Genomic DNA, 24,407 nt, shown 5'->3' with positions numbered 1-24,407 from the left:
GCCGCTTCAGGCCGCGTCCGCTGCGAGAAGCTTCATGTTCAGATGTTTGCCGTTGTGGCCGGTAATCTCAACCTGCGCAAGAGTGCGCGGGAGAAGATCGGGCGCCGCCACCAGCGTGAAATTGTCGGTATGCGCAAAACCGGTGTTTTCAACGAGGATCGTTTGCGTCGAACCAACCATATTTTGCAGATGCACGAGCCTGAGTGCCTCGCCACGTTCGCGAAGCCTCGCCGCCCGCTCCTTCACCAGCGCACGGTCGAGCTGCGGCATACGCGCCGCCGGCGTGCCGGCACGCGGGCTGTAGGGAAATACGTGGAGGCTGGAAATGCCGCATTCTTCCGCAAGCGTGGCGGCGTTTTCGAACATCTCTTCGCTCTCTGTTGGAAAACCGGCGATCATATCAGCACCGAATGCGATATCCGGCCGGAGCGACCGCACCTCGTGACAGAAACGGATGGCATCGGCCCGCAAATGACGGCGTTTCATGCGTTTCAGGATCATGTCGTCGCCATGCTGGAGGGACAGGTGAAGATGCGGCATGAAACGCGCCTCACCTGCAATCAGATCCATCAGATGGTGGTCGGCCTCGATGCTGTCGATCGAGGATAGCCGAAGTCTCAAGATTTCCGGCACCTGCTTCAGCAATGTTTTGGCAAGAAGCCCTAGCGAAGGTTCGCCCGGCAGGTCGGCACCGTAGCTGGTAGCATCCACCCCGGTCAGCACGATTTCGCAATAACCGCTTTCCACCAGCCTGCGCGCCTGCTCGACCACAGCGCCCATCGGCACGGAGCGGGAATTGCCACGCCCATAGGGAATGATGCAGAAGGTACAGCGATGATCGCAGCCGTTCTGCACCTGAATGAAGGCACGGACATGCCCGTCAATGTGCTTGACCATCTGCGGCGCCGTCGCCTTGATGCTCATGATGTCGTTGACGCGCAGCTTTTCTTCCGCCGAAACGCCGAAATCCGGCAGTGCGCGATAGGAGGCGCTTTTCAGCTTTTCCTCATTGCCCAGCACCGCATCCACTTCGGGCATCTCGGCAAAGGTCTGTTTTTCAGTCTGGGCAGCACAGCCGGTCACGATGATGCGCGCATGCGGATTGTCGCGCCTTGCGCGACGGATGGCCTGGCGCGCCTGGCGCACCGCCTCGCCGGTCACCGCGCAGGTATTGACCAAGACGGCATTGTTGAGCCCGGCCTTTTCGGCCTCCGCCCGCATCACTTCCGATTCATAGGTATTGAGACGGCAGCCGAAGGTTATGACCTCGACGCCGCTCATATGGCCCCCTGCTCAGCCACGGCATCGCGCGACCAGGCGCCGCTGATGGGATCGACCATGCCGGACCATTCCCATTCGGCCGGCCCCGTCATGATGACGTGGTTGTCCTCGCGCCATTCAATTGTCAGCGGCACACGCACAGGGCTGGAGGCGACATCGATAGTGACCTTCCTGCCCGTGCGGCCGGTGCGCGCAGCGGAAACGGCAGCGGCACATGCGGCAGAACCGCAGGCGAGCGTCAGCCCGGCGCCGCGCTCCCAGGTGCGGGTGCGAAGCGCACTGTCGGAAATAACCTGCGCCAGGGTGATATTGGCCTTTTCAGGGAACATCGGGTGGTTTTCCAGAAGCGGGCCGAAGCGCTCCAGATCGAACTCCATCGGATCGCGATCCACCCAGAAAATGGCGTGCGGGTTTCCCATGGACATGACGGCGGGCGAATGCAGGATTGGCGCGTCGATCGGCCCGATCTGCAACTCGATGCGGCTCGTATCGTGGAACTCTTCGGAAAGCGGAATGTCGCTCCAGCGAAAACGCGGCAGGCCCATATCAACGGAAATCATGCCGTCTTCATGCTCAACGGCGTTCAGGATGCCCGCCACCGTCTGGAAGGTGAAGCTGGTCTTGCCGGTTTCAGAAGACAGCGCCTGCACCACGCAGCGCGTGCCGTTGCCGCAGGCCTGCGCCTTCGTGCCGTCGCAATTGAGGATATCGATGAATGCATCGGTGCCGCCGACACGCGGATCGTGGATCGCCATGATCTGATCGAACTGCGTGGCGGGATCGGCATTGAGCGCGATGGCCGCCGCAGGCGTCACCATATCCCTGCGGCCGCGCATGTCGACAACGAGGATCTTGTTGCCAAGCCCGTTCATCTTCGCAAATTCGACCGTATCCGCCATCGTACTGAACCTGAAAACTACCTGAAACCGGAATAAAGACGGGCTTTGCCCGCACTTTCGCTCTATATGGCGGAAAGGGCGGCAAATTACCAGACTGTTGCGGCGCAAACCGCTGAGCCGCTCAGGCGGAAGGTACGTCGAAGACTTCGCCGGGCCGCATGGGCTGGAAGCGGCTCTCGTCTATCCCCTGCTCAGCAAGCGCTGACTTCAGCGCGACAAGAGGAGCTTCGACCGCTTCATCGGTCAGTTGCACAGTGCCCCAATGGTGGCCGCAGACATGTGCCGCACCGCAGATCTTCATGCCTTCCACGGCTTCCGCCGGGTTCTGGTGCTGGCCCTTCATGAACCAGCGCGGCTCATAGGCGCCGAAAGGCAGGTTGGCGAGACGGAACTCACCGTGTTTCTTGCGCGCGGCGTGATAATTGAGGCCGTCGTGAAAGCCGGTATCGCCGATATGATAAATCTTGCCATAAGGCGTTTCGATGACGAAGGCCGCCCACAGCGCCATGCGCCGGTCGTTCAGCCCACGCGCCGACCAATGGTGGCACGGCTCGAAATGAATTTTGACCGAACCAATCTCAAGGACATCGCCCCAGTCCCCCACCTTGATGCGCGCTGCCTCGACGCCGGTGCGGATGATGGAGTCATTGCCAAGCGGCGTGATGAAAAGCGGCTTGTGCGCGACATGCAGGCGCTTCAGCGTTTCCATATCCAGATGGTCGTAGTGATTATGCGTCACCAGCACCAGATCGATCGGCGGCAAATCCTCAAAACGGATGCCAGGCGGGTTGACGCGTTTGGGACCGGCGAAGCTGAACGGGCTGGTACGCTGCGACCACACCGGATCGATGAGAATATTCAGCCCTGCCGTCTGGATGAGAAAGGAGGCGTGACCGACGAAGGTGACGCGAATGTCCTTGCCGTCGATGCGGGGCTCCGGCTTTGCGAACGGAAACGGGCTGGGGTAGTTTTCCGGCCACGTGGCGCGCTCGCCGTTGAAGCGCCATTTCAGGAGGCCCATGAAATTGCCGGGCGGCGAACCGCCGGGATTGAAGAAACGCACCCCGTCGAAATGATCGGAGACCGGCCCACTATAATAGGCGCTGGCGTTAGAGCGGCGCGCAAACAGGCCGCCGCCCGCAAGAGCAAGCAGACCAAGTGCGGAAAAACGAAAGAAGTTTCGACGTTTCATGGGAAAGGTATAAGAAGCCAGGCGACGCCGTTCAAGCACCGCCATCGCAGCTTTCGTCTGATCACGTAAAGATGACAAGGCATGCTTTGCCGCATGAAAACCGGCACTGTCTTGACTTTCACGGCACTTTCCTGTTTATCGCGGCCAATCAGCTGGCAGTTTCACGACTCCAAGCCGCCGACCGGGACCCGCAAAGGTATAAAGAGATCCCGGAGGTCAACACCCGACAGCGCGATGCGCCCTCGGGTGCTTTTTGGCTTTGCGTCTTGTTTTTGGCAGCGAAAGCACCGACGTTTCGGAGATCCCGGAACGAAGAAGGAAGAAACGATGTTTGAAAACCTCCAGGACCGCCTTGGTTCCATTCTGAATGGACTGACCGGCCGTGGCGCGCTGACGGAAGCCGATGTTGCCGCCGCCCTGCGCGAGGTTCGCCGTGCGCTTCTGGAAGCGGACGTTGCGCTGGAAGTCGTGCGTTCCTTCACCGACAAGGTGCGTGAAAAGGCTGTCGGCGCAGCCGTTCTGAAATCCATCAAGCCCGGCCAGATGGTCGTCAAGATCGTGCATGACGAACTTGTCGAGATGCTCGGCACCGAAGGCGTCTCGATCGACCTGCATGCGGCCGCCCCCGTCGTCATAATGATGGTGGGTCTGCAGGGTTCGGGCAAGACCACGACCACAGGCAAGATCGCCAAGCGCCTGACCGACCGCGACAAGAAGAAGGTGCTGATGGCATCTCTCGACACGCGCCGTCCGGCCGCACAGGAACAGCTTCGCCAACTGGGCGTGCAGACCGGTGTCGATACGCTGCCGGTCATCGCCGGCCAGTCCCCGACAGATATCGCCGCACGCGCCGTGCAGGCCGCCAAGCTCGGCGGCCATGACGTCGTCATTCTCGACACCGCCGGCCGCACCCATATCGACGAACCCTTGATGCTGGAAATGGCCGACATCAAGAAAAAGTCCAACCCGCATGAAATCCTGCTGGTCGCGGATTCGCTGACCGGTCAGGACGCCGTCAATCTGGCGCGCAATTTCGATGAGCGCGTCGGCATCACCGGTCTCGTGCTCACCCGTATGGATGGCGACGGGCGCGGTGGTGCGGCCCTCTCCATGCGCGCCGTCACCGGCAAGCCGATCAAGCTGATCGGTATCGGCGAGCGCATGAATGAACTCGACGAGTTCCATCCGCGCCGTATCGCCGACCGTATTCTCGGCATGGGCGACATCGTCTCGCTGGTCGAGAAGGCTGCCGAAAACATCGATGCGGAAAAAGCCCGTGCCATGGCCGAGAAGATGGCCAAGGGCAAGTTCGACCTCAACGATCTCTCCGACCAGCTTGCGCAGATGAAGAAGATGGGTGGCATGGGCGGTATCATGGGGCTGATGCCCGGCATGGCCGGCATGAAGGACAAGATGGCTTCCGCAGGCCTCAACGACAAGATGTTCGACCGCCAGATCGCCATCATCTCGTCGATGACCAAGGCCGAACGCGCCAATCCCGATATCCTCAAACACAGCCGCAAAAAGCGCATCGCCGCCGGTTCCGGCACCGATGCCGCCGAAATCAACAAGCTCTTGAAGATGCACCGTGGAATGGCCGACATGATGAAAGCCATGGGCGGCAAGGGCAAGGGCGGCATCATGAAGCAGATGATGGGCGGCCTTGCGGGCAAGATGGGGCTTGGTGGCATGATGGGCGGCGGCATGCCTGATCTGTCGAACATCGACCCGAAGCAGCTCGAAGCGCTTCAAAAACAGGCTGAAGCTGCCGGTCTTGGCAAGCCGGGCGCAATGCCCGGTCTCGGTGGTCTGCCCGGCGGGCTACCCGGTCTGGGCGGGACAAAGCTGCCGGGTCTTGGCGGCATGCCGGGCCTGCCCGGCTTCCCGAAAAAGAAGTGAGGGCGACGCCAGTGAACAACGCAGAAGTGAAAGCCCAGCTTTCCGAATACCGCCAGTCGATCGACAATATCGATGCCGCACTGGTTCACATTCTTGCCGAACGTTTCCGCTGTACCAAGGCGGTGGGCGTGCTGAAGGCAAAATACAATTTGCCGCCGGCGGACCCGGCGCGCGAGGAATACCAGATCGAACGCCTTCGCCGTCTGGCAAAGGATGCCAATCTGGATCCGGATTTCGCCGAGAAGTTTCTAAACTTCGTCATCAAGGAAGTCATCCGGCATCATGAAGCAATAGCCGCCGAACATGGCGGTAATGAAAAGACCGCCTAACCGGCGGACAAGCTATCTCAAGGAGTAAATAACATGGCACTTAAAATTCGTCTCGCACGCGGTGGTTCCAAGAAGCGCCCGTACTACCAGATCGTCGTTGCTGACGCCCGTTCGCCCCGCGACGGCCGTTTCCTCGAGAAGGTCGGTTCCTGGAACCCGATGCTCGCCAAGGACAACCCGCAGCGCATCGAGCTGAAGGCTGACCTCATCAAGGAATGGATCGCCAAGGGCGCACAGCCGACCGACCGCGTTCTGCGCTTCCTCGCAGAGGCAGGCCTTGCCGATCGCGCCGCTCGCAGCAACCCGGAAAAGGCACTGCCGGGCAAGCGCGCTCTGGAACGCGTTGCAGAAAAGAAGCAGAAGGCTGAAGACGCAGCTGCTGCCGCAGCAGAAGCTTCTGCTGCAGAATAATCTGCAATAGAATTTTAGAGAACGGGTGGCGTGGTTTTCCATGCCGCCCGTTTTTTGTTTATTTTGGTATCAACAAACTTTAGAGCGTCAGGAACTATGCTCTAACGCGTTGGATCTGCGCATCGTGCCCTGTGAAAATCGATTCCGATTTTCACGCTGATGCTGTAAACCAGACGCAACCAACACCAGAAGACGGACGGCCCGATGGCAAAGCTGGAAAACCCGATACTCATGGCAAAGATCGGCGGCGCACAGGGATTGCGCGGCGAAGTCCGCGTCAGCACCTATACGGACGAACCGATGGCGCTCGGCGATTACGGCAATCTGGTGAGCGCCGATGGCCGCGTCTTCGAAATTCTGGAAGTCCGCGAGGGCAAGAATGTGGTTGTCGTCCGCTTCAGGGGTATCAACGACCGCAATGCGGCGGAAAGCCTGAACGGGCTCGAACTTTTCATCGAACGCGACAATCTGCCGGATGACGAGCTGGACGACGACGAATTTTATTATGCCGACCTCGAAGGGCTGGAAGCCGTCGATGCCGAAGGCAAAAGCTATGGCGCCGTCAGCGCCGTTTACGATTTCGGCGCAGGCGACCTCCTGGAGCTGAAAGGTGCGGGCCGCCGTCCCGCCCTCATCCCTTTTTCGGAAGCAGCCGTGCTTGAAATCGATCTGGAGGCGAGACGCATTCTCATCGATCCCATGGCTGCCGGCCTGATCGACAATCCGGACGACAAAGACGAAACCGGCGCATCGCCTTTCGGCAAGAAATAAGGCCATGACGTTCAAGGCTACAGTTCTGACGCTCTACCCGGAAATGTTTCCCGGGCATCTCGGATATTCGCTGGCGGGCAAGGCGCTGGAGCGCGAGCAATGGTCACTTGAGGCCGTGCAGATCCGTGAATTCGCCACCGACAGGCACAGAAGCGTGGACGACACCCCGGCAGGCGGCGGCGCCGGCATGGTGCTGAAACCCGACATTCTGGCCGCAGCCATCGACCATGTTTCAGATGGAGATACGCGACCGCGTCTGCTGATGAGCCCGCGCGGCAAGCCACTGTCGCAGGACCGAGTGCGCGAACTGGCGGCAGGCGACGGCGCGATTATCGTGTGTGGCCGCTTCGAAGGCGTCGACCAGCGGGTCATAGAGGCGCGCGGGTTGGAGGAAGTGTCGATCGGCGATTACATTCTCTCCGGCGGCGAGCCGGCCGCCCTGACGCTTCTGGACGCCATTGTCCGCATTCTGCCGGGCGTCATGGGCAACGATCTCTCAGGCGTGCATGAGAGCTTCGAGGGTGGGCTTCTGGAGCATCCGCACTACACCCGTCCGCAGGTCTGGGAAGGCCGCGACATCCCAGCCGTTCTCACCTCTGGCAATCACGCCGTCATCGACAAATGGCGGCACGAGCAGGCGCTGGCGTTGACGAAGGAAAGACGGCCCGACCTGCTGGAAAAGGCCAAGGTTTAAACCGAGACGAAATAATAGGCCGTCAGCACCAGCCCGACGGCAATGACCAGCCAGCGGATGATCCACTGCGGCACCCGCCTTGCCGTGTGCACCCCCACATATCCGCCAAGCGCGGCCGCCGGGAACATGATGAGGGCGGCCCACCAGGAAACCACGCCGCCGCTGACGAAGATCGTAATGGCGATGATCGCGATCACCACCGAGAGCAGGTTCTTCAGGGCATTCAGATGATGATAGCTGCCACCCGAGGTCATTCCGAGGATGGCCAGCATCATGATGCCCATGCCCGCCCCGAAAAAACCACCATAGATGGAGGCGAGCCCCTGAAAGAAGAGGCTCGGCACATTACCGGGTGAACGCTCGGCACTGGCCTTCGGTCGCAGCCACGGGCCAGCGGCGAAAACAACGGTTGCGGCCAGAAGCAACCACGGCACAAGCTGGCGGAAGGAGGGGTTGTCGAGCGACAGGAGCAAAAGCGACCCCGCCAGCCCGCCGACGATGGAGACGGCCGACAGGAGGATCGCCTCGCGCCAGTGGGCGCGGATTTCAGGCCCGTAGGCGATCACGGAGGTGATGTAACCGGGAAACTGCACGATCGCCGACGTGGCATTGGCGACAATCGGCGGCAGGCCTGCAAGCGTCATCGCCCCGAAGGTCAAAAAGGTGCCGCCACCGGCGATCGCATTGACCACGCCAGATAGAAAGCCGGTCGCAAACAGCATCATGATAATAAGTACGGACATGGCCCCTCCCAAGGTTTTCATGCCATAACCGGGGAAACGCACCTTCGCAACAGCCCGTACGTCGCCCACAATTGATAAAATATTGTCATGAAGGGATGACAAATGGCGCTGCCTCGTGTATGTGCCCGCGTGGAATTGGGGTTTTCCCCTTTAACCGCAAGCAAAGAATGGCGAACCCGCTCCTGCCGCACGGCATGGTCTGAAGGCATTGACCGACAGACGAAACGTTGAGCGCTCTGGCTGTTTCAGAAGAAATCAGAGGTTAACATGACCAATATCATTCAGCAGCTGGAAGCCGAACAGGCTGCCAAGATCGAAGCAAAGCGCACCCTGCCTGAGTTTTCTCCGGGCGACACGCTGCGCGTCAACGTGCGCGTTACCGAAGGTAACCGTACCCGCGTTCAGGCTTACGAAGGCGTTTGCATCGCCCGTTCCGGCGGCGGCCTTTCCGAGAGCTTCACCGTTCGCAAGATCTCCTACGGCGAAGGCGTCGAGCGCGTATTCCCGATCTACTCCCCGCTGGTCGAAGGCGTTGAAATCGTTCGCCGCGGTAAGGTTCGCCGCGCGAAGCTCTACTACCTGCGCGATCGTCGCGGCAAGGCTGCCCGTATCGTTGAAAACACCGGTACGCGCGCCCGCAAGCTGAACGAATCCGAGCGCCAGGCAGTCGCCGAAGAAAAGGCACGTCTGGAAGCTGAAAAGGTAGCAGCAGCACAGGCTCTCGCCGCCGAAAAGGCGGCAGCCGAAGCAGCAGAAGCCAAGGCAGCAGAAGAAGCAGCAAAGGCTGCGGAAACTGCAGCGGAATAAGATTTCCATTTTGATGGATTTACGGAGAAGGCGGTCTTTGGACCGCCTTTTTTGTTGCATCGATGCGCCATAACACTCTGGTGGGCGACATAGCGTCACGTCCAGCCTTCGACCCCATCTCCGTATCGACAGATCAAGATCAAAGTCGTATTGCTACTTATCTCTTTGCCTAATTTATTTAGAACATTCTCTAATAGCATTGCCTAGTTTCACTTATTGTGCAATTTTCGCGCAGTTTTAGGTGTTGATATGTTTTTTTTTAATTCTTTTTTAACAAAAAATAAGCGCGCTTTCTTCGCTGTCGGCCTTGCCAGCGCACTCATGAATATTCTCAACCTTTCCGGCTCCCTCTTCATGCTGGAGGTTTATGACCGGATTCTGCCGAGCAAGAGTATTCCTTCTCTGGTCGCTCTCGTTGTTCTGCTGGTTATTCTCTATGCCTTTCTTGTGGGGTTCGATGCTCTGCGCGGCCGGATATTGGCTCGCATCTCGGACAATATGGACGACGATCTCAATCAAAAGCTCTTCAGGGCATCAATCAGCGCACCACTTGCCGCCTACGGCAAGGTAGACGGGCTGCAGATCGTCGGCGATCTCGATCAGATACGTCAATTCCTGTCCGGGCCGGGACCAGCAGCTTTCTTTGATATTCCCTGGCTGCCCATCTATCTGCTGATCTGTTTTGCCTTGCATCCCTGGATCGGTTTTGCCGTGCTTGGCGGCGCCCTGGTCCTTGTCGTGCTGACGCTCATAACCAACTGGCTGACCGAAAGGGCGACCAAACAGGCCTACACCGTGCGCGGACAGAGAAATGCACTCGTCGGCAGCAGCCAGCGCAACATCGAGTCCATAAGAACCATGGGCATGATGAATGCGGTGACGTCGATGTGGGACGATTTGCACTCCAATTACCGCGCCGTCACACTCTCGACGTCGGACACGGCGGGCATGCTCGCCGCGATTTCCCGAACATTCCGTCTTTTGTTACAGTCGGGTGTGATGGCAATCGGCGCCCTGCTGGTTATCGAGGGGCATGCGTCAGCGGGTAGCATCATCGCAGGCTCCATCCTCTCGGCCAAAGCGCTGGGCCCTGTCGAACACGCAATTGCAAACTGGCGCAGCTTCATGACTGGGAGACAGGGCTGGAAACGCATCAACGAGTTTCTCGAACTCGTACCGGAACCCGCACAGCCGCTTTCCCTGCCGCCACCGAAATACACCGTTGCCATCGAGCGCGTGACCGGCGGTCCGCCCAATGGCGCGCGAGATACCGTGGCCGATATTTCCTTCACGTTGAACGCGGGCGATGGCCTTGGCATCATTGGGCCGAGCGCTTCCGGTAAATCCACGCTGGCGCGTTTGATAACCGGTATCTGGCCCTATGAGCGCGGCTCCGTGCGCTTCGATGGGGCCGCACTGAACCAGTGGGATTTCGAGGTTCTCGGTAAATCCATCGGTTACATGCCCCAGCAGGTGGAGCTGATGCCAGGCACGGTCGCGCAAAATATCGCGCGCTTCGACCGTGACGCAACGGCGGAAGCCATCGTTTCGGCAGCCAAGGCCGCTCAGGTTCATGATCTCATCCTGAACCTGCCCAACGGTTACGACACCTATATCGGCGACCGTGGAGAGGCATTGTCAGGCGGGCAAAAACAGCGCATCGGCCTGGCGCGGGCGCTTTTCGGGGAGCCATTCTTTGTCATCCTCGATGAGCCGAACTCCAATCTGGACAGCGAAGGCGAGGCAGCCTTGCGCAACGCCATTGGCGACATAAGGGCGCGAGGCGGCATCGTGGTCGTCATTGCCCATCGTCCGAGCGCCATCGAAAGCGTCAATCTTGTGATGGTGATGAGCAATGGCCGCATGCTTCGCTTCGGCACCAAGGAAGAGGTGCTTGCGCAAATCCTGCGTCAAAATATTCGCCAGGTGCCGGAAACAGAAGAAGAAGTACGTAAGCTGGAAAGCCGGGTGGGTGAAAATGGTTGAGGGAGAAAAAACCGGCGTGACAAAAACATCTATCGTCAAACACTCAACCGCCGTAGTCGTTCTTGCTGCCGGCCTTCTTTTCGGCCTGGGTGGCTGGGCGGCTCTCGCGAAGCTTTCGGGGGCGGTCGTCGCCACGGGCCGGGTCGTTGTCGAAGGCAACTCCAAGAAAATTCAGCACCTTTCCGGCGGTATCGTCAGCCAGATCAATGTTGCGGAAGGTGACACGGTGGAGGCCGGTCAGGTTTTGCTGCGGCTGAGTGGCACGATCGTTCAGGCAAACCTGTCCATTGTCGAAAATACGCTCGCGCAGCTTTATGCACGCCGTGCGCGTCTGCGTGCCGAAATCTCCGACGCCACCTCTTTCACAACGCCGGAAGATCTGGCCGTCTTGACCAATTCGAAAGCTGCCAAAACATTCATCGACAGTGAGCAGAACCTTTTCAACAGCCGTCGCAGTGCACTGATCGGCATGAAGAAGCAATTGGTAACGCGCAAGGATCAGCTAGCCGATGAAGCGCGGGGCATGGACGTGCAAATTGAGGCAACCAACAATGAACTTGCTATCGTAAGGGAAGACGTCTCAAAGACACGGGAGCTATATGCCAAGGGGCTGGTAACGCTTCAGCGCCTCAACCTTCTCAAGCGGCAGCTTTCCAATCTCGAAGGTCAGCAGGGCCAGTATATGGCCGCGCGTGCGCAGACGGTAGGCAAGCTGAGCGAAATGGACTTGCAGTCGCTTCAGCTTGACGAGGACCGCAAGTCCGAGGTCACTAAAGATCTGACGGCTATCGAAGCCACCGTTGCGGAATACGAGGAACGGCTTGCGGCAACACGCGACCAGCTCGACCGCCTCGATATTCGCTCGCCGATTGCGGGGCGTATCTACCAGCTGTCGGTACACAACATAAACGGCGTCATCCAGCCGGGCGAAGTGCTTATGCTGGTGGTGCCGGCAAAGGAAGATCTTGCAATCGACGCCAATGTTCTTCCAAACGACATAGACCAGATCTATGTCGGGCAGCCAGTGACCATTCGGTTCACGGCTTTCAATCAGAGCACGACGCCGGATGTAAGCGCTGAAGTCGCAGTCGTCGCCCCGGACTTGCAGACAGATTCCCGAAGCGGGGCGTCATTTTACGCACTGCGCATCAAGCCGAGCAAAACTGGAATGGACCATATACCAGGTGGACGGTTGTATCCGGGCATGCCGGCCGAAGTCTTCATACAGACAAGCGAAAGAAGCGTTCTTTCCTATTTTGTCAAACCGTTCCAGGACAGGCTTAGAAAGACGTTCCTGCAGGAATAAAAGACTTTCATTACATGTTTTCTTAGAAACGATTCGCAAATACACCAAGAGCGAGAATTTTTCCAAAAAAAACAATTTCTCATATTGTCTTGCCATTTATAATGTACTAATTATCACCCGCAATATTTATTAAATTTAATTTCGATACATCGAATTCTCAAAAATTTATAGGAGAGTAAAATGGCGTTAAAAGTAACTTTTGGTAATGGCGGCGCGGCATCGGTTTCGTCGCTCACCAGCCTGATCGATCAGGAAGCATATAAGCTCCTCACGGAATCCACAGCACAGGTCAAAAACGGCTCTACGCTCGATTCGGGCGCTGTCAGCGTTGGCGCTGTGGCGGTTGCCGGTACCGGTGCTGGTGGCACTGTCGATGTCGGCTACGACCCCAACGCAAACGGCTTCACATTTGACGTTTCCTCGGCATGGAATTCGGTGAAAAACGCTCTCGCCCAGTCTGACACCTCTGAAAACCTTAAGTTCAAGGATTTCGTACAGGTAGACGTTCACCTCGGCGGCACTGGTTCGTCCACCGTTGAAGTTCTCAATGCCAAGCGCGGTAACATCACGACCGGCGCAGGCAACGACACGGTTACCGTATCTGTCGTTTCGAACGAAAAGACCTGGGTCAACAATTTCAACATCGACACCGGCGCAGGCAACGACACGATCACCGTCAAGGCAGGCGCTGCCTTCAATGACACGTCGGCTGCGGGCACGGGCGGTCTTGCCGCCAATACCGGCGCTGTGAATGGTGGTGCTGGTGTCACCGACGGCAGCTACACCTCCGTCAAAATCGATGCCGGTGCGGGTAACGACTCTATCGACCTGAGCGGTGTAAAGCTCGCTTCGTCGCTGGTCACCGGTGGCAAGGGCATCGACCACATCATCGCAAGCGGTGGCGCCGATACCTTCGTCTTCAATCTGGGTGACATGGCGAAGAGCTTTGCCACAGATACCATCGAAGGCTTCAACGCCTCCATGGACAAGCTCAAGCTGGTCGGTACAGTGATCGATAACTGGGCGGTTTCGACCTTTGATAACGATACCGTCCTCAGCTACAACGTTACTGGCGAGCACAAGGGTGAGAAGATCATTCTCTCCGGCGTTCACCTGACCGGCAGCGATTGGTTCACGGCGTAATTTCTCTCGAAGATAATTTCATCGGTTACCGTTTAAATGGATCATGGCCCGGACATATCCGGGCCATGATTTTTTACATATGCGGCGGTTCGGAAATTATGCCAGCTGCCGCAATCTTGCAGATCAGGCGGCCTCGGCCTGATTGCCCATTTTTCGCGCCGCGATGATGACGAGGACCCCGGCAAGCGCCAGGCAGAAGGCAAGGAAGAACATCGGCGCAATCGTACTGCCGGTCTGGTCCTTGATCCAGGGCACCACGTTCTGCGCCACGAAACCACCGAGATTGCCGACGGAATTGATGGCGGCGATGCCGGCAGCAGCACCGGCTCCCTTGAGGAAGCGGCCGGGCAGGCTCCAGAACACCGGCTGGCCGGCAAAAATGCCCGCAGCGGCGATGCAAAGGAAGGCGAACTGCAATACCGGATCGCTGAGCAGCGCCGACATCAGCAGGCAAAACGCGCCGACGAAGGCAGGTCCGACGATATAAGGCGTTTTGTTTTTTGCCTTGTCAGCCGCCAGGGGCACGACGAAGAGAGCGACGGCCACGATCACCCAGGGGATGATGTTGATGAAGCCGTTGGCGGTGTTTGAAACGCCGAAGCTCTTTACGATCGTCGGCAGCCAGTAGCTGAGACCATAGGCCGCCAGCGGAAAGCCGACATAGCAAAGCGCCATGAACAGCACGCGCGGATTGATCAGCGCCTTGAAGCCGTCCTCCGCATGCTCTTCCATGCCCTTGTTTTCTTCGGCCAGGCGGTTCTTCAACCAGTCCTTCTCGGCCTGCGTCAGGAACTTCGCCTTTTCCGGCGTATCGTCCAGATAGAAGAAGGTAACGATACCGGCGATCACGGCGGGAATACCCGTCGCCAGGAACACCCATTCCCAGCCGGCATAACCGAGGAAACCATCGAGATCGAGCAACATGCCGCCAAGCGGTGCGCCGATGGCATTGGCAAGCGCACTGAAGATCATGAACAAGCCGATCATGCGGCCGCGATAATCGCGCGGGAACCACAGCGTCATAAGGAACAGCACGCCCGGGAAGAAACCGGCCTCGCAAAGCCCGAGCAGGAAGCGCAGGATGTAGAACATCGTCGCATTCTGCGTGTAGGCAAGCGCGATGGTGACGGCACCCCAGGACACCAGAATGCGGGCGAACCATTTGCTGGCGCCGAAACGGTTGAGGAAAAGGTTGCTCGGAACCTCAAAGAGGAAATAGCCGATGAAGAACAGCGAAGCGCCAAGTCCGTAGGCATATTCGCTGAGGCTCAGCGCATCGACCATCTGCAGCTTGGCATAGCTGACATTCTGCCGGTCGATATAGGCGATGAGATAGAGAAGGCCAAGAAACGGCATCAGCCGCCAGGTGATCTTCGAGATTAGGGATTTTTCCGATACCATGTGCTTTTCCCTCCCTTCGATTGCTCGTCGAAATGCAAATGATAAGGGGACCCATCTATATGTGCGCCGCAAGATACGCAAGTTGCATTGCATCATAACCAATGCCGAAAGGGCTGCGAAACCGGCATTTTAGAGCCCTGAGTGCATGATGCGGCGCACATCAAAGCCGCCAGGTCACCGTTTTACGGTCTGCGTGCATTCATATTGCCGCGAAACCGGCAATCTGCTATGAAGACCGCCATGGGATCTAAATTCGGATGTCTCGCGCAGAATGTTTATGTGCTGCAGGACCACAAGCGTCTGCCGGCACGGTTTTTTGCGCGCATTTCCGGGGCGCTCAACAGCCGACTTAGGCTCGCCTGACAGCATCCGCTGTCCACCGCCTTACTGAACCCTGATTTTACCTTTCCATGACAAGGCATAGAGCCATGAGCGCACCCCGCACCTTATACGACAAGATCTGGGACGACCACGTCGTCAATCGTGACCCGGACGGAACCTGTCTTCTCTATATCGACCGTCACCTGGTCCATGAGGTGACGAGCCCGCAGGCCTTTGAAGGCCTGCGCATCGCCGGCCGTCCGGTCCATTCGCCCACCCGCACGCTTGCCGTCGTCGATCATAACGTGCCAACCACAGCCGACCGGCTGGAAGGCATCAAGAACGAGGAAAGCCGTATCCAGGTGGAAGCGCTTGCGCAGAATGCCAAGGATTTCGGTGTCGAATATTATTCCGAGCGCGACAAGCGTCAGGGCATCGTCCACATCGTTGGCCCGGAACAGGGCTTCACCCTGCCGGGCATGACGATTGTTTGCGGCGACAGCCACACCTCCACCCATGGTGCTTTCGGCGCGCTGGCGCACGGCATCGGCACGTCGGAAGTGGAGCATGTGCTGGCGACCCAAACGCTGATCCAGAAAAAGGCCAAGAACATGCTGGTGCGTGTCGATGGCAAGGTTCCGGAAGGCGTCACCGCCAAGGACATCATCCTCGCCATTATCGGCGTGATTGGCACAGCGGGCGGCACCGGCCATGTGATTGAATTTGCCGGTGAGGCAATCCGCTCGCTCTCCATGGAAGGCCGCATGACGGTTTGCAACATGACCATCGAGGGCGGCGCCCGTGCAGGTCTGATCGCGCCTGATGAGACCACCTTTGACTACATCAAGGACAAGCCGCGCGCACCAAAGGGCGTGACGTTGGAACAGGCCATCGCCTACTGGAAAACGCTGAAATCCGATGAGGGCGCCCATTACGACAAGATCGTGGTGCTGGACGCCGCCAATCTGCCGCCGATCGTCTCCTGGGGCTCATCGCCTGAGGACGTGACGTCCGTCGAGGGCATCGTTCCCAATCCGGATGATATCGAGGAAGAAAACAAGCGTACTTCCAAGTGGCGTGCGCTGGATTATATGGGCTTGAAACCCGGTACGCGCATCACCGATATCGCCATCGACCGCGTTTTCATCGGCTCCTGCACCAATGGCCGTATCGAGGATTTGCGCGCAGCGGCAAAGATCGTCGACGGCCGCAAGGTCGCGCCCACCGTCTCGGCCATGATCGTGCCCGGCTCCGGTCTCGTGAAAGAGCAGGCGGAAAAGGAAGGTCTGGACAAGATTTTCCTCGAAGCCGGTTTCGAATGGCGCGAACCGGGCTGCTCCATGTGCCTTGCCATGAATGACGACCGCCTGAAGCCTGGCGAACGTTGCGCCTCCACCTCGAACCGCAACTTCGAGGGCCGCCAGGGCTACAAGAGCCGCACCCACCTCGTCTCCCCCGCCATGGCAGCGGCGGCGGCCATCGCCGGCCATTTCGTCGATGTTCGCGAGTGGCGGTAATTATCGATAACGTCTGAAACAAAAAACCCCGGATCACAATCCGGGGTTTTTTGTTAGCATCTCATTCCGCAATGATCTTCACCCGCTGGCCGGGCTGAAGCGTGGCGGTGGCGCTCATCGCATTCATCATGCGGAACATGTCGAGCTTGCGGTCGGTCCCCATCATCCGTGCGGCAATCGTTGCCACGGTTTCACCGGGCTTGACCGTCACCACGCGCACGCGCAGAGGTTTTAACGATGCGATCTCCTGCGGCGTCATCTTGCGGAAACTCGTGCGCAACACGTTGGCGATGGAATCGAGCTGCGTGTTACCCTTCGGCACGGCCGTCAGGAAGCGGAATATCTGCTGACCGACACGGATGACGGTAACGTCAAAGTCCCATTTGTCCGCCGTCGCACGGGCTGTCGCAGCCTCCAGACCGTTGATCTGCGTTTCCTTCACGGTTTCCGGCATCAGGCCGGCAACCCAGCCGCTGGTCAGGTAATTGGCAAGAGTGGTCTGTTTCGGATCGGCCACGCCGTCGAAACGGATCGCCACATCGCCCGGACCCGTCGCAAGAACGGCCTCGACCTTGTTGTCGATGACGAAACCTTCCGGCACATCGAAACGGATACCGAGCGTTCCGTGCAGGAAGGTCTGGCCCCGGACATAACCCTCCTGCGGGCTGTCGCCGTAAAGCAGGCCGTCTATGCCATCCAGAAACCAGTCGCGACCCCGATCCCCGACCTGACCGTCCTGGCCGAAGGCGCGGGCATGCCGGCGTGCAAGCTCGATGCGCTGCGGCGTGTTGGGGTGGCTGGAAAGAAAGTCGAGGCTCTGGTCATTTTCGGGATCAGCCGAGGAGAAACGCGCATAGGCTGCCATGGAATCCAGAAACCTCGGCGATGCGAAGGGGTCGTAGTCGGCCTCACCCAACATGCGCACGCCAATCACGTCCGCTTGCAACTCCTGCTGGCGCGAAAAAGCCGCAAGCCGCAGCTTGCCGCGCGCAAGCGCCTGCTTGCCGGCGAGATCGCTCGACAGAACCTCGGCGACCACACGGCTTGCAATCACCTCCGCCTCTTCCCGGCGCTGGCGCTCGATGCCGTGGTTTGCGGTAACGTGGCCCATCTCATGCGAAAGCACGGCGGCCACTTCCGAGGCATCGTTGGCGAGAGCCAGAAGCCCGCGCGTCACGTAAAGATACCCACCCGGCAGCGCAAAAGCGTTGATAGCAGGCGAGTTGAGGATGGTGATGCGATAGGATTGCTGCGGATTTTCCGAAACAGCCGTCAGCGCGCCGGCGATACGGGCGACAAGCCGCTCCGTCTTGGCATCACGATATTCGCCACCATAACTCGCCACAATACGCGGATGTTCGCGCGCGCCCATCTGCGCACGGGGATCGTTCTTCTGCACCTCTTCCACGGTCTGCGGATTGTCCGAGGGCCGCAAGGTGGACTGGTAGGCCGGGCTGAAAAGAGACTGACACGATGACAGGAATACGGCAGACGCCGTCAGCACGGAACACACGGCAGCCATCCTGCCCGAACGGCGAAGGCCTGAACGGGAGAAAAGTCTCCACTGCGCAGTCATGCTATTTCTCATTCTCTATGCCTGCCCCTAACGTTCCTGATCATCCGTTAATTGCAGACCAGAATAACAGATTCGCCCCAACGAGCCATGAAATGTCGAAACGGTAAAAACGATCCATCAAGTCCGGAATATTCCTGAAGAACGCAATAATTCTCGTCTTTTCTCGGGCAACGACTTGAAACTGGCAAGTGCAAATTAACGCCATTGAAGTTATCTAAAGCGATTGCCAGCGGCACGCGTCGAAAATAAGGCGATCAGCCGTTCAGAAAACTGTCGACCGCCTTCACATTTTGTGTGGCGAAGAAATCTATGGTCGAGCCCGCATAGACAACGCGGCCACGATCAAGAAAAACCACCCGCTGCGCCAGCTTTTTTATGTCGTCTGGATGGTGCGTAACAATAATCGCCGTATTTTTTGTTTCGGCATGCAAGTCGAGAAGCAGGGAGGTCATTCCCGCCCGCAGCCCCGGATCTAGGGCCGCGAAAGGCTCGTCCAGCAGCATGACCGGTTTTTTCCGGACCAGCGCACGCGCCAGCGCCGCCCTTTGCCTTTCCCCGCCGGAAAGCGTGCCCGGCAAACGTTTGTCAAAACCCGCAAGACCAACGCGTGTGAGCGCCACGTCGATCCTCTGCCTGTCTTCCTCCCCCAGCTTCAGCCCGGGGCTGATGCCGAGCGCGACATTGGTGAAGATATCGAGATGGGCGAAAAGATTATTATCCTGGAAGATCGAGGAGACCGGTCGTTCGGAGGGATCGAGCGCCTTCATGTCCCGCCCGCCGATCAGGACGCGCCCGGAATCGGGCAATTCAAAACCGGCGATGAGATTGAGGAGCGTCGACTTGCCAGAACCGGATGCACCGACAACGGCGGTCATCTGGCCTTGCGGGAATGTACAATCGAGATCGAAATCCTGCGTTCCGAGCCGCAGCCTGACCTTGTCCAGCCCCACGGCAAATTCGTCACCCGTCATATGCTCGCCCTTGCTGATTGGGATTGCCGTGAAACGCCGCCCGCGGCAAGCAGCAGGCAGACGACGCCAAGGATGAACGCGTATCCGGCGGCATCATTGGTGCGGTAGCTGCCCATATTGCTATAGACCAGCCATGGCAAGGTGATGAAATTTTCCGATCCGAACAGGGCAACCGCCCCAAGATCACCGAGCGACAGGGCCATGGCAAAGGAAAATGCCATCAGCAGCGGCCGCCGCAGAACCGGCAGATCGGCGAACCGCAGCCGCGTCAATCCCTGAAGCCCAAGGCTGGCGGAGAGCCGGGACGTGCGTAAAAAATGGCTGGTGAAGGCTGGCTCCAGCACCCGCATGGCAAGCGGCAACGCCATCAGCATGTTGATGAGTGCCACGAGAACGGGAGCATAAAAACTGACATCTCCAAAGGGCCGCAGCAACAGGAACCACCCGCTTCCCAGCACGACGGGCGGCACCAGCAGCACCAGCGATGACCCCGCCCCGAGCGTGGCGGACAAAAGGCGCAAGGGTTGAGCCGCGTGCCGTTTGGAACCCACGGCCCGTCGCGCACAGATGATCGCAAAGCAGCAGAGCACGACGAGAGTTGCGGAGAGCGCAGCGATTGCAAGGCTGGTCGCCGCCGCACGCAGGAAGATCGGCGCTGACAAAAGACGCGGCAGATCGGCCCCCAAACCCGAGACGGTTATGGCAACAAGCGGCAGGCCGACCAGCAGAACCGCAAAAATGATTGCCGCTCCGTCCCACAGGCGCACGCCAACACGCTTGCCGTCGAAACGGCGAACAGGGCGGCCAAGTGAAGCAATTTCCGCCTCGGGCGATGGCAAAAAGGCAAGAAGGCCGAGCAGAACTGCTGTGACTGCAATCTGCAAAACCGAAAGCGCGATTGCCCGTTGCGGATCGAAATCAAACCGCAGCGCCTGATAGATTGCGACCTCAAGTGTCGTCGCCGCCGGTCCACCGCCCAGCAGAAGCACTAGCGTGAAGCTGGTGGCGCACAGCATGAAGACAAGCCCGGCAATACCGGGAACAAGCCGCGAGACGGCCGGCCACTCGATGAAGCGGAAAACCGAAACCGGCCCCATGCCAAGACTTGCCGCCATCCGCCAATATTCGCCCGGAATCCGCTCCAGCCCGGCCAGCATCAGCCGCACCGCAAGCGGCAGATTGAAAAACACATGGGCGATGAGAATGCCGGAGAGGCCGTAAATACTGAAGGGCTGCTCCGCACCGGCAAAAACAAGGGCAGTATTCAAAACACCCTGCCTGCCCCAGATCGTGATGATGCCGAAGGCACCAACGATGACCGGCAGCCCCATCGGCACAGCCATCAACCTGATAATCCAAATCCGCCCGGGAAAATCCTGTCTGCGGGAGAGCGCAAGCGCCACCGGCAGGCCGAGAACAATAGAAAGAACAGTGGACAACGTTGCCTGATAGAGCGTGAAGCGCAGGATTCGCAGCGTGTAGGCATCCACGATTCCGGCGGCGGATGTACCGGCATCGAACGACAGTAGTGCTGAGACAGCAAGCGCCATGAACAGGAAAACGGCGGCAAACGCCGCCGTTCCGCCAATGATCGACCATCTGTAGTCGCGACGCAGCATCATGCGCGGGCGTGCCTCTTGCTCAGTTCATGCTCATGGCCGCAAGCCATTCGTCGATCCAGGCCTTGCGGTTCTTCGCCACCTCTTCCGGGTCCATCAGGAAGGTCTTCTGCGGTACGACGAGTTTGGAAAATGCCTCGGGCAGGGGCGTGGACGTTGCCGCGACCGGCATCATCCAGTTGTTTTCCGGAATGGCATCCTGAAATCCTGATGTGAGCGTGAAAGCGAGGAACTGCTTCGCCAGTTCCTTGTGCGGCGCGTTTTTGAGAAGGCCGGAAACCTCGATCTGGATGTAGTGCCCCTCGGAAAAACCCGCGGCCTGATAGCGATCCGTCTTTTCCGAGACCATGTGATAGGCAGGCGACGTGGTGTAGGAGAGCACCATCGGCACCTCACCCTTGGTGAAAAGGCCATAGGATTCCGACCAGCCCGGCGTGACGGTGAGAATGCGCTTCCGGAGCTTCGCCCAGGCTTCCGGTGCCTTGTCGCCGTAAACGGACTTCACCCAGAGCAGCAGGCCAAGCCCCGGCGTGGAGGTGCGCGGGTCCTGAATGGCGATTTTCTGTGAAGGATCGCCGTCCACCAGATCTTTCAGGCTCGTCGGCGGATTTTTTATCGTCTGCGTGTCATAGACAACGGCGAAATGACCGTAGTCGTAAGGGACGAAAATATCGTCCTTGTAACCGCCAGGCACCTTGGCCGCCGATGCATCGATACCGCTGATATCGAAGAGGCCGGTCTGTTTCGCTTCCGCGACCAGATTGGTGTCGAGACCAACAACGACATCCGCCTTCGACGCCGCCCCTTCAAGCTTCAGGCGGTTAAGCAGCGCCACGCCATCCGCCACACCGACGAAATTGACCGTGCAATTGCACACCTTCTCGAAGGCCTCTTTCACCTTGGGGCCGGGACCCCATTCGGAAACGAAGCTTTCATAGGTATAGACGGTCAGTTCCTGTCTGTCCTGAGCAGTGGCAATACCGGGCAGAAACAACGAAACGGCAACGAGGGAATTCAGGAAAAGACGACGGCGCACGGGTATCTCCTCAAAAAACGAAAAGGGAAATAGCCGCTTGCCTTAAGCCGTCTAATCCCTCCGCCGGTATGAACCGGATCAGGTTCTTCGGGTTGGCAAGCCTCTCAGCCTTTTGCACGCAAGCACAAAAGACACCCCGTTAGATCAAGATGATGATGTAGTCCCGCTGTCTCTGATTGGCAAGATGGCTGCCGTCAGGCCTGCTGCACCATGTGCACCAGTTCCCAGACATGGCCGTCGGGATCCTGAAAACTACCGGCATACATGAAACCGTGATCCTGAACCGGTTTCCAGCTGCTGCCACCCGAGGCGAGCGCCGTTTCGATCATCCGGTCGATTTCCTCACGGCTTCCCGCTGTGAGACAGGTCAGGACCTCGGTGCTGCGTTTGGCGTCGGCGATATCGCCATTGATGAAATCGCGAAAACGCTCCTCCTGAAGAAGCATCACGAAAATGTTCTCCTCAACGATCATGCAGAGCGTGCGGTCATCCGAATATTCCGGATTGAAGGTGAAACCGAGAGCCGTGAAGAAGCTTCTCGATGTCTCGATATTCTTGACCGGCAGATTGACGAAGATCATGCGCATTTTCTGAACTCCTCCGAACCCGCACAGGAAACGGCAATTCCGCCTCCCTGTCAAAGGTGGATGAGACCTCAGTCAAGAAATCGCAACCAAGTCACCCTTCAATTTCCTCGCGCAGCATCTCCAGCTCCAGCCATTCCTCTTCCATGGCTTCGAGCTTTTCGCGCAGCTTCGTCATTTCCTGCGCCAGCGTATTGAAGGTAGCCGGGTCCTTGGTGAACAGATTGGGATCGGCCATGCGCTGCTCACGCTTGGCGATTTCGCCCTGCGCCTTCTCCATCTCCTTTGGAAGGTTTTCGAGCGCAAATTTTTGCTTGAAGGAAAGCTTGCCCTTGGCCTTTGAAGGCTCCTGCGACGCGGAGGCGGAAGGGGCGGTCTTTGCCTTTTCCTGCTTCTCCGCCTTGCGCTTTTCTTCCGCAGCACCCTTGCGTTGCGCCATCATGTCCGAATAGCCGCCGGCATATTCGATCCAGCGTCCGTCCGGCTGGTCCGGATTGGCGGGCGCGATTGTGGAGGTGACGGTACGGTCGAGGAAATCGCGGTCGTGGCTGACGAGAATGACCGTGCCGGAAAAGCCCGCAACGATCTCCTGCAACAGATCGAGCGTTTCGATATCGAGATCGTTGGTCGGCTCGTCAAGGATCAGCAGGTTGGTAGGCCGCGCCAGAATGCGCGCAAGAATAAGACGGGCGCGCTCACCACCGGAGAGGTTGCGGATGGGCGTGCGGGCCTGTTCCGGCTGGAACAGGAAGTCCTTCATGTAACCCGTCACATGTTTCAACTCGCCATTGACCAGCAAATTGTCGCCGCGACCGTCGGTGAGGTAATGAGCGAGCGTATCGTTTGGATTGAGATCTTCACGCTTCTGGTCAAGTGTCGCGATTTCCAGATTGGTGCCGAGCTTTACCGTGCCGCTATCGGGCTGAAGCTGGCCGGTCAGCATCTTCAAAAGCGTTGTCTTGCCGGCACCGTTCGGCCCGACGAGACCGATGCAATCACCGCGATGCACCCGCAGCGAAAACGGCGCGATGATCACGCGCTCGCCGTAAGACTTGGTGATTGCGTCTGCCTCGATGACCAGTTTGCCGGATTCCCGCACCTCCGCAGCCGTCGCCTGCACGCTGCCCGGCGGTCCCTTGTGGCCGCGATAGTCCGCACGCATTGCCTGAAGCTCGCCCACGCGGCGCATGTTGCGCTTTCGTCTCGCGGTCACGCCGTAACGCATCCAGTGTTCTTCACGCTCGATGGCCTTGCCGAGCTTGTGCTGCTCCAGCTCTTCCTCTTCCAGCACCTTGTCGCGCCATTCCTCGAAATGCGCAAAACCGCGATTGAGACGACGGGACTGGCCGCGATCCAGCCACACGGTCGAGGTCGAAACCTTCTCCAGAAAACGCCTGTCGTGCGAGATCAGCACCAGCGCGCTACGCGTCTGCTGCAACTCGCCTTCAAGCCATTCGATGGTGGGCAAGTCCAGATGGTTGGTCGGCTCGTCCAGCATCAGAATATCGGGTTCAGGGGCCATGACGCGGGCAAGGGCCGCACGCCGCGCTTCGCCGCCGGACAGGCTATCCGGATGTTCCTGTCCCGTCAGGCCCAGATGCTCGAGAATATAGGTAACGCGATAGGGATCGTCGCCAGGTCCCAGTCCCGCCTCGGCATAGGCCTGCACGGTGTCGTAACCGGCAAAATCCGGCGCCTGTTCCAGATAACGGATGGTGGCGGAGGGGTGACGGAAAACCTCGCCCGACTGCGCCTCGACCAGACCGGCGGCGATCTTCATCAGGGTCGACTTGCCCGAACCGTTGCGTCCGACAAGGCAGATGCGGTCGCCCGGCTCCACCTGAAGATTGGCGCCGTCGAGCAGCGGGGTCACGCCGAAGGTCAGTTTGATGTCATCGAGTTTCAAAATTGGGGGTGCCAA

General features: G+C 58.7%; 21 protein-coding genes and 1 riboswitch. Of the genes, 10 read left to right on the top strand and 11 right to left on the bottom strand.

Going from position 1 to position 24,407, the window contains the following annotated elements:
* Positions 1-6: 6 nt before the first annotated feature.
* From mtaB to FB593_RS15880, 3 genes are all read right to left on the bottom strand, one after another.
* Complete coding sequence (gene mtaB / locus FB593_RS15890) at positions 7-1,281, bottom strand: tRNA (N(6)-L-threonylcarbamoyladenosine(37)-C(2))-methylthiotransferase MtaB (protein ID WP_038492430.1); 1,275 nt, start codon at positions 1,279-1,281, stop codon at positions 7-9.
* Entirely contained in the window at positions 1,278-2,180 is a 903-nt protein-coding gene (gene dapF / locus FB593_RS15885; protein ID WP_112497315.1) for a diaminopimelate epimerase, read from the bottom strand. Before dapF ends, mtaB begins: the two co-directional genes overlap by 4 nt.
* Before the next feature lie 121 nt (positions 2,181-2,301).
* Positions 2,302-3,417: an MBL fold metallo-hydrolase gene (locus FB593_RS15880; RefSeq protein WP_162705269.1), complete on the bottom strand. Its 1,116-nt coding sequence runs from the start codon at positions 3,415-3,417 to the stop codon at positions 2,302-2,304.
* A 282-nt stretch (positions 3,418-3,699) separates the two neighbouring features.
* On the opposite strand from FB593_RS15880, the gene ffh reads away from it, so the two are divergent.
* The 5 genes from ffh to trmD all read left to right on the top strand — a co-directional run bounded on the left by ffh (position 3,700) and on the right by trmD (position 7,476).
* On the top strand, positions 3,700-5,271 hold the full coding sequence (ffh, locus tag FB593_RS15870; protein WP_003516616.1) for a signal recognition particle protein: 1,572 nt from the start codon (positions 3,700-3,702) through the stop codon (positions 5,269-5,271).
* Positions 5,272-5,282: 11 nt separating this feature from the next.
* Positions 5,283-5,600: a chorismate mutase gene (locus FB593_RS15865; RefSeq protein WP_013636924.1), complete on the top strand. Its 318-nt coding sequence runs from the start codon at positions 5,283-5,285 to the stop codon at positions 5,598-5,600.
* Between the two features lie 33 nt (positions 5,601-5,633).
* Positions 5,634-6,011 carry a 30S ribosomal protein S16 gene (gene rpsP, locus FB593_RS15860; protein ID WP_003516612.1) on the top strand — a complete coding sequence of 126 codons (378 nt, stop codon included), beginning with the start codon at positions 5,634-5,636 and terminating at the stop codon, positions 6,009-6,011.
* 204 nt (positions 6,012-6,215) lie between these two features.
* Positions 6,216-6,782, top strand: a complete 567-nt coding sequence (gene rimM, locus FB593_RS15855) for a ribosome maturation factor RimM (RefSeq protein WP_003516610.1) — start codon at positions 6,216-6,218, stop codon at positions 6,780-6,782.
* A gap of 4 nt (positions 6,783-6,786) precedes the next feature.
* The gene (gene trmD, locus FB593_RS15850; protein WP_038492438.1) at positions 6,787-7,476 is read left to right on the top strand and encodes a tRNA (guanosine(37)-N1)-methyltransferase TrmD; all 690 of its coding nucleotides are present in this window, start codon (positions 6,787-6,789) and stop codon (positions 7,474-7,476) included.
* Here trmD and FB593_RS15845 read toward each other — a convergent pair.
* A complete protein-coding gene (locus tag FB593_RS15845; protein WP_003516607.1) occupies positions 7,473-8,219 on the bottom strand; it encodes a sulfite exporter TauE/SafE family protein in 747 nt (248 codons plus the stop codon). The genes trmD and FB593_RS15845 overlap by 4 nt on opposite strands.
* A 267-nt stretch (positions 8,220-8,486) precedes the next feature.
* Between FB593_RS15845 and rplS the strand changes: the two genes are divergently transcribed.
* The 4 genes from rplS to FB593_RS15825 all read left to right on the top strand — a co-directional run bounded on the left by rplS (position 8,487) and on the right by FB593_RS15825 (position 13,461).
* Positions 8,487-9,026 (top strand): 50S ribosomal protein L19, encoded by a 540-nt coding sequence (rplS, locus tag FB593_RS15840; protein WP_003492508.1) that lies wholly within the window; start codon positions 8,487-8,489, stop codon positions 9,024-9,026.
* Between the two features lie 249 nt (positions 9,027-9,275).
* Positions 9,276-11,012, top strand: a complete 1,737-nt coding sequence (locus FB593_RS15835; protein WP_145166740.1) for a type I secretion system permease/ATPase — start codon at positions 9,276-9,278, stop codon at positions 11,010-11,012.
* The gene (locus FB593_RS15830) at positions 11,005-12,318 is read left to right on the top strand and encodes an HlyD family type I secretion periplasmic adaptor subunit (RefSeq protein ID WP_112497313.1); all 1,314 of its coding nucleotides are present in this window, start codon (positions 11,005-11,007) and stop codon (positions 12,316-12,318) included. The genes FB593_RS15835 and FB593_RS15830 overlap by 8 nt, the downstream gene beginning before the upstream one ends.
* Positions 12,319-12,498: 180 nt before the next feature.
* Positions 12,499-13,461, top strand: coding sequence for a hypothetical protein (locus FB593_RS15825; protein ID WP_003516601.1), 963 nt, complete (start codon positions 12,499-12,501; stop codon positions 13,459-13,461).
* Positions 13,462-13,584: 123 nt separating this feature from the next.
* Here the strand turns inward: FB593_RS15825 and FB593_RS15820 are convergent, their stop codons facing one another.
* Positions 13,585-14,862, bottom strand: a complete 1,278-nt coding sequence (locus tag FB593_RS15820) for an MFS transporter (protein ID WP_003516599.1) — start codon at positions 14,860-14,862, stop codon at positions 13,585-13,587.
* 428 nt (positions 14,863-15,290) lie between these two features.
* On the opposite strand from FB593_RS15820, the gene leuC reads away from it, so the two are divergent.
* Positions 15,291-16,700 (top strand): 3-isopropylmalate dehydratase large subunit, encoded by a 1,410-nt coding sequence (gene leuC / locus FB593_RS15810; protein WP_145166739.1) that lies wholly within the window; start codon positions 15,291-15,293, stop codon positions 16,698-16,700.
* Positions 16,701-16,761: 61 nt separating this feature from the next.
* On the opposite strand, the gene FB593_RS15805 is transcribed toward leuC, so the two are convergent.
* The 6 genes from FB593_RS15805 to FB593_RS15775 form a co-directional block, all read right to left on the bottom strand.
* Entirely contained in the window at positions 16,762-18,222 is a 1,461-nt protein-coding gene (locus FB593_RS15805) for a M48 family metalloprotease (protein ID WP_321186280.1), read from the bottom strand.
* Between the two features lie 308 nt (positions 18,223-18,530).
* A complete protein-coding gene (locus FB593_RS15795) occupies positions 18,531-19,247 on the bottom strand; it encodes a thiamine ABC transporter ATP-binding protein (RefSeq protein ID WP_112290108.1) in 717 nt (238 codons plus the stop codon).
* On the bottom strand, positions 19,244-20,869 hold the full coding sequence (gene thiP, locus FB593_RS15790; protein WP_112290110.1) for a thiamine/thiamine pyrophosphate ABC transporter permease ThiP: 1,626 nt from the start codon (positions 20,867-20,869) through the stop codon (positions 19,244-19,246). The genes FB593_RS15795 and thiP overlap by 4 nt, the downstream gene beginning before the upstream one ends.
* A 19-nt stretch (positions 20,870-20,888) precedes the next feature.
* Positions 20,889-21,902 (bottom strand): thiamine ABC transporter substrate binding subunit, encoded by a 1,014-nt coding sequence (thiB, locus tag FB593_RS15785; protein WP_065659959.1) that lies wholly within the window; start codon positions 21,900-21,902, stop codon positions 20,889-20,891.
* A 38-nt stretch (positions 21,903-21,940) separates the two neighbouring features.
* Positions 21,941-22,051: riboswitch (TPP riboswitch) on the bottom strand.
* A 45-nt stretch (positions 22,052-22,096) separates the two neighbouring features.
* A complete protein-coding gene (locus FB593_RS15780) occupies positions 22,097-22,489 on the bottom strand; it encodes a VOC family protein (RefSeq protein WP_065659960.1) in 393 nt (130 codons plus the stop codon).
* 91 nt (positions 22,490-22,580) lie between these two features.
* Positions 22,581-24,407 (bottom strand): ABC-F family ATP-binding cassette domain-containing protein, encoded by a 1,827-nt coding sequence (locus FB593_RS15775; protein WP_065659961.1) that lies wholly within the window; start codon positions 24,405-24,407, stop codon positions 22,581-22,583.

It is taken from the genome of Rhizobium sp. SJZ105 (assembly GCF_007828365.1).
Lineage (GTDB): Bacteria > Pseudomonadota > Alphaproteobacteria > Rhizobiales > Rhizobiaceae > Agrobacterium > Agrobacterium tumefaciens.
The sequence above is the reverse complement of the archived record's forward strand: the minus strand, read 5'-3'. Positions and strand labels throughout refer to the sequence as shown.

What these genes read in the sequence shown, in the direction of transcription:
- mtaB (WP_038492430.1), bottom strand. Translation starts at nt 1,281, where the DNA reads ATGAGCGGCGTCGAGGTCATAACCTTCGGCTGCCGTCTCAATACCTAT.
- dapF (WP_112497315.1), bottom strand. Translation starts at nt 2,180, where the DNA reads ATGGCGGATACGGTCGAATTTGCGAAGATGAACGGGCTTGGCAACAAG.
- FB593_RS15880 (WP_162705269.1), bottom strand. Translation starts at nt 3,417, where the DNA reads ATGGCGGTGCTTGAACGGCGTCGCCTGGCTTCTTATACCTTTCCCATG.
- ffh (WP_003516616.1), top strand. Translation starts at nt 3,700, where the DNA reads ATGTTTGAAAACCTCCAGGACCGCCTTGGTTCCATTCTGAATGGACTG.
- rpsP (WP_003516612.1), top strand. Translation starts at nt 5,634, where the DNA reads ATGGCACTTAAAATTCGTCTCGCACGCGGTGGTTCCAAGAAGCGCCCG.
- rimM (WP_003516610.1), top strand. Translation starts at nt 6,216, where the DNA reads ATGGCAAAGCTGGAAAACCCGATACTCATGGCAAAGATCGGCGGCGCA.
- trmD (WP_038492438.1), top strand. Translation starts at nt 6,787, where the DNA reads ATGACGTTCAAGGCTACAGTTCTGACGCTCTACCCGGAAATGTTTCCC.
- FB593_RS15845 (WP_003516607.1), bottom strand. Translation starts at nt 8,219, where the DNA reads ATGTCCGTACTTATTATCATGATGCTGTTTGCGACCGGCTTTCTATCT.
- rplS (WP_003492508.1), top strand. Translation starts at nt 8,487, where the DNA reads ATGACCAATATCATTCAGCAGCTGGAAGCCGAACAGGCTGCCAAGATC.
- FB593_RS15835 (WP_145166740.1), top strand. Translation starts at nt 9,276, where the DNA reads ATGTTTTTTTTTAATTCTTTTTTAACAAAAAATAAGCGCGCTTTCTTC.
- FB593_RS15830 (WP_112497313.1), top strand. Translation starts at nt 11,005, where the DNA reads ATGGTTGAGGGAGAAAAAACCGGCGTGACAAAAACATCTATCGTCAAA.
- FB593_RS15825 (WP_003516601.1), top strand. Translation starts at nt 12,499, where the DNA reads ATGGCGTTAAAAGTAACTTTTGGTAATGGCGGCGCGGCATCGGTTTCG.
- FB593_RS15820 (WP_003516599.1), bottom strand. Translation starts at nt 14,862, where the DNA reads ATGGTATCGGAAAAATCCCTAATCTCGAAGATCACCTGGCGGCTGATG.
- leuC (WP_145166739.1), top strand. Translation starts at nt 15,291, where the DNA reads ATGAGCGCACCCCGCACCTTATACGACAAGATCTGGGACGACCACGTC.
- FB593_RS15805 (WP_321186280.1), bottom strand. Translation starts at nt 18,222, where the DNA reads ATGGCTGCCGTGTGTTCCGTGCTGACGGCGTCTGCCGTATTCCTGTCA.
- FB593_RS15795 (WP_112290108.1), bottom strand. Translation starts at nt 19,247, where the DNA reads ATGACGGGTGACGAATTTGCCGTGGGGCTGGACAAGGTCAGGCTGCGG.
- thiP (WP_112290110.1), bottom strand. Translation starts at nt 20,869, where the DNA reads ATGATGCTGCGTCGCGACTACAGATGGTCGATCATTGGCGGAACGGCG.
- FB593_RS15780 (WP_065659960.1), bottom strand. Translation starts at nt 22,489, where the DNA reads ATGCGCATGATCTTCGTCAATCTGCCGGTCAAGAATATCGAGACATCG.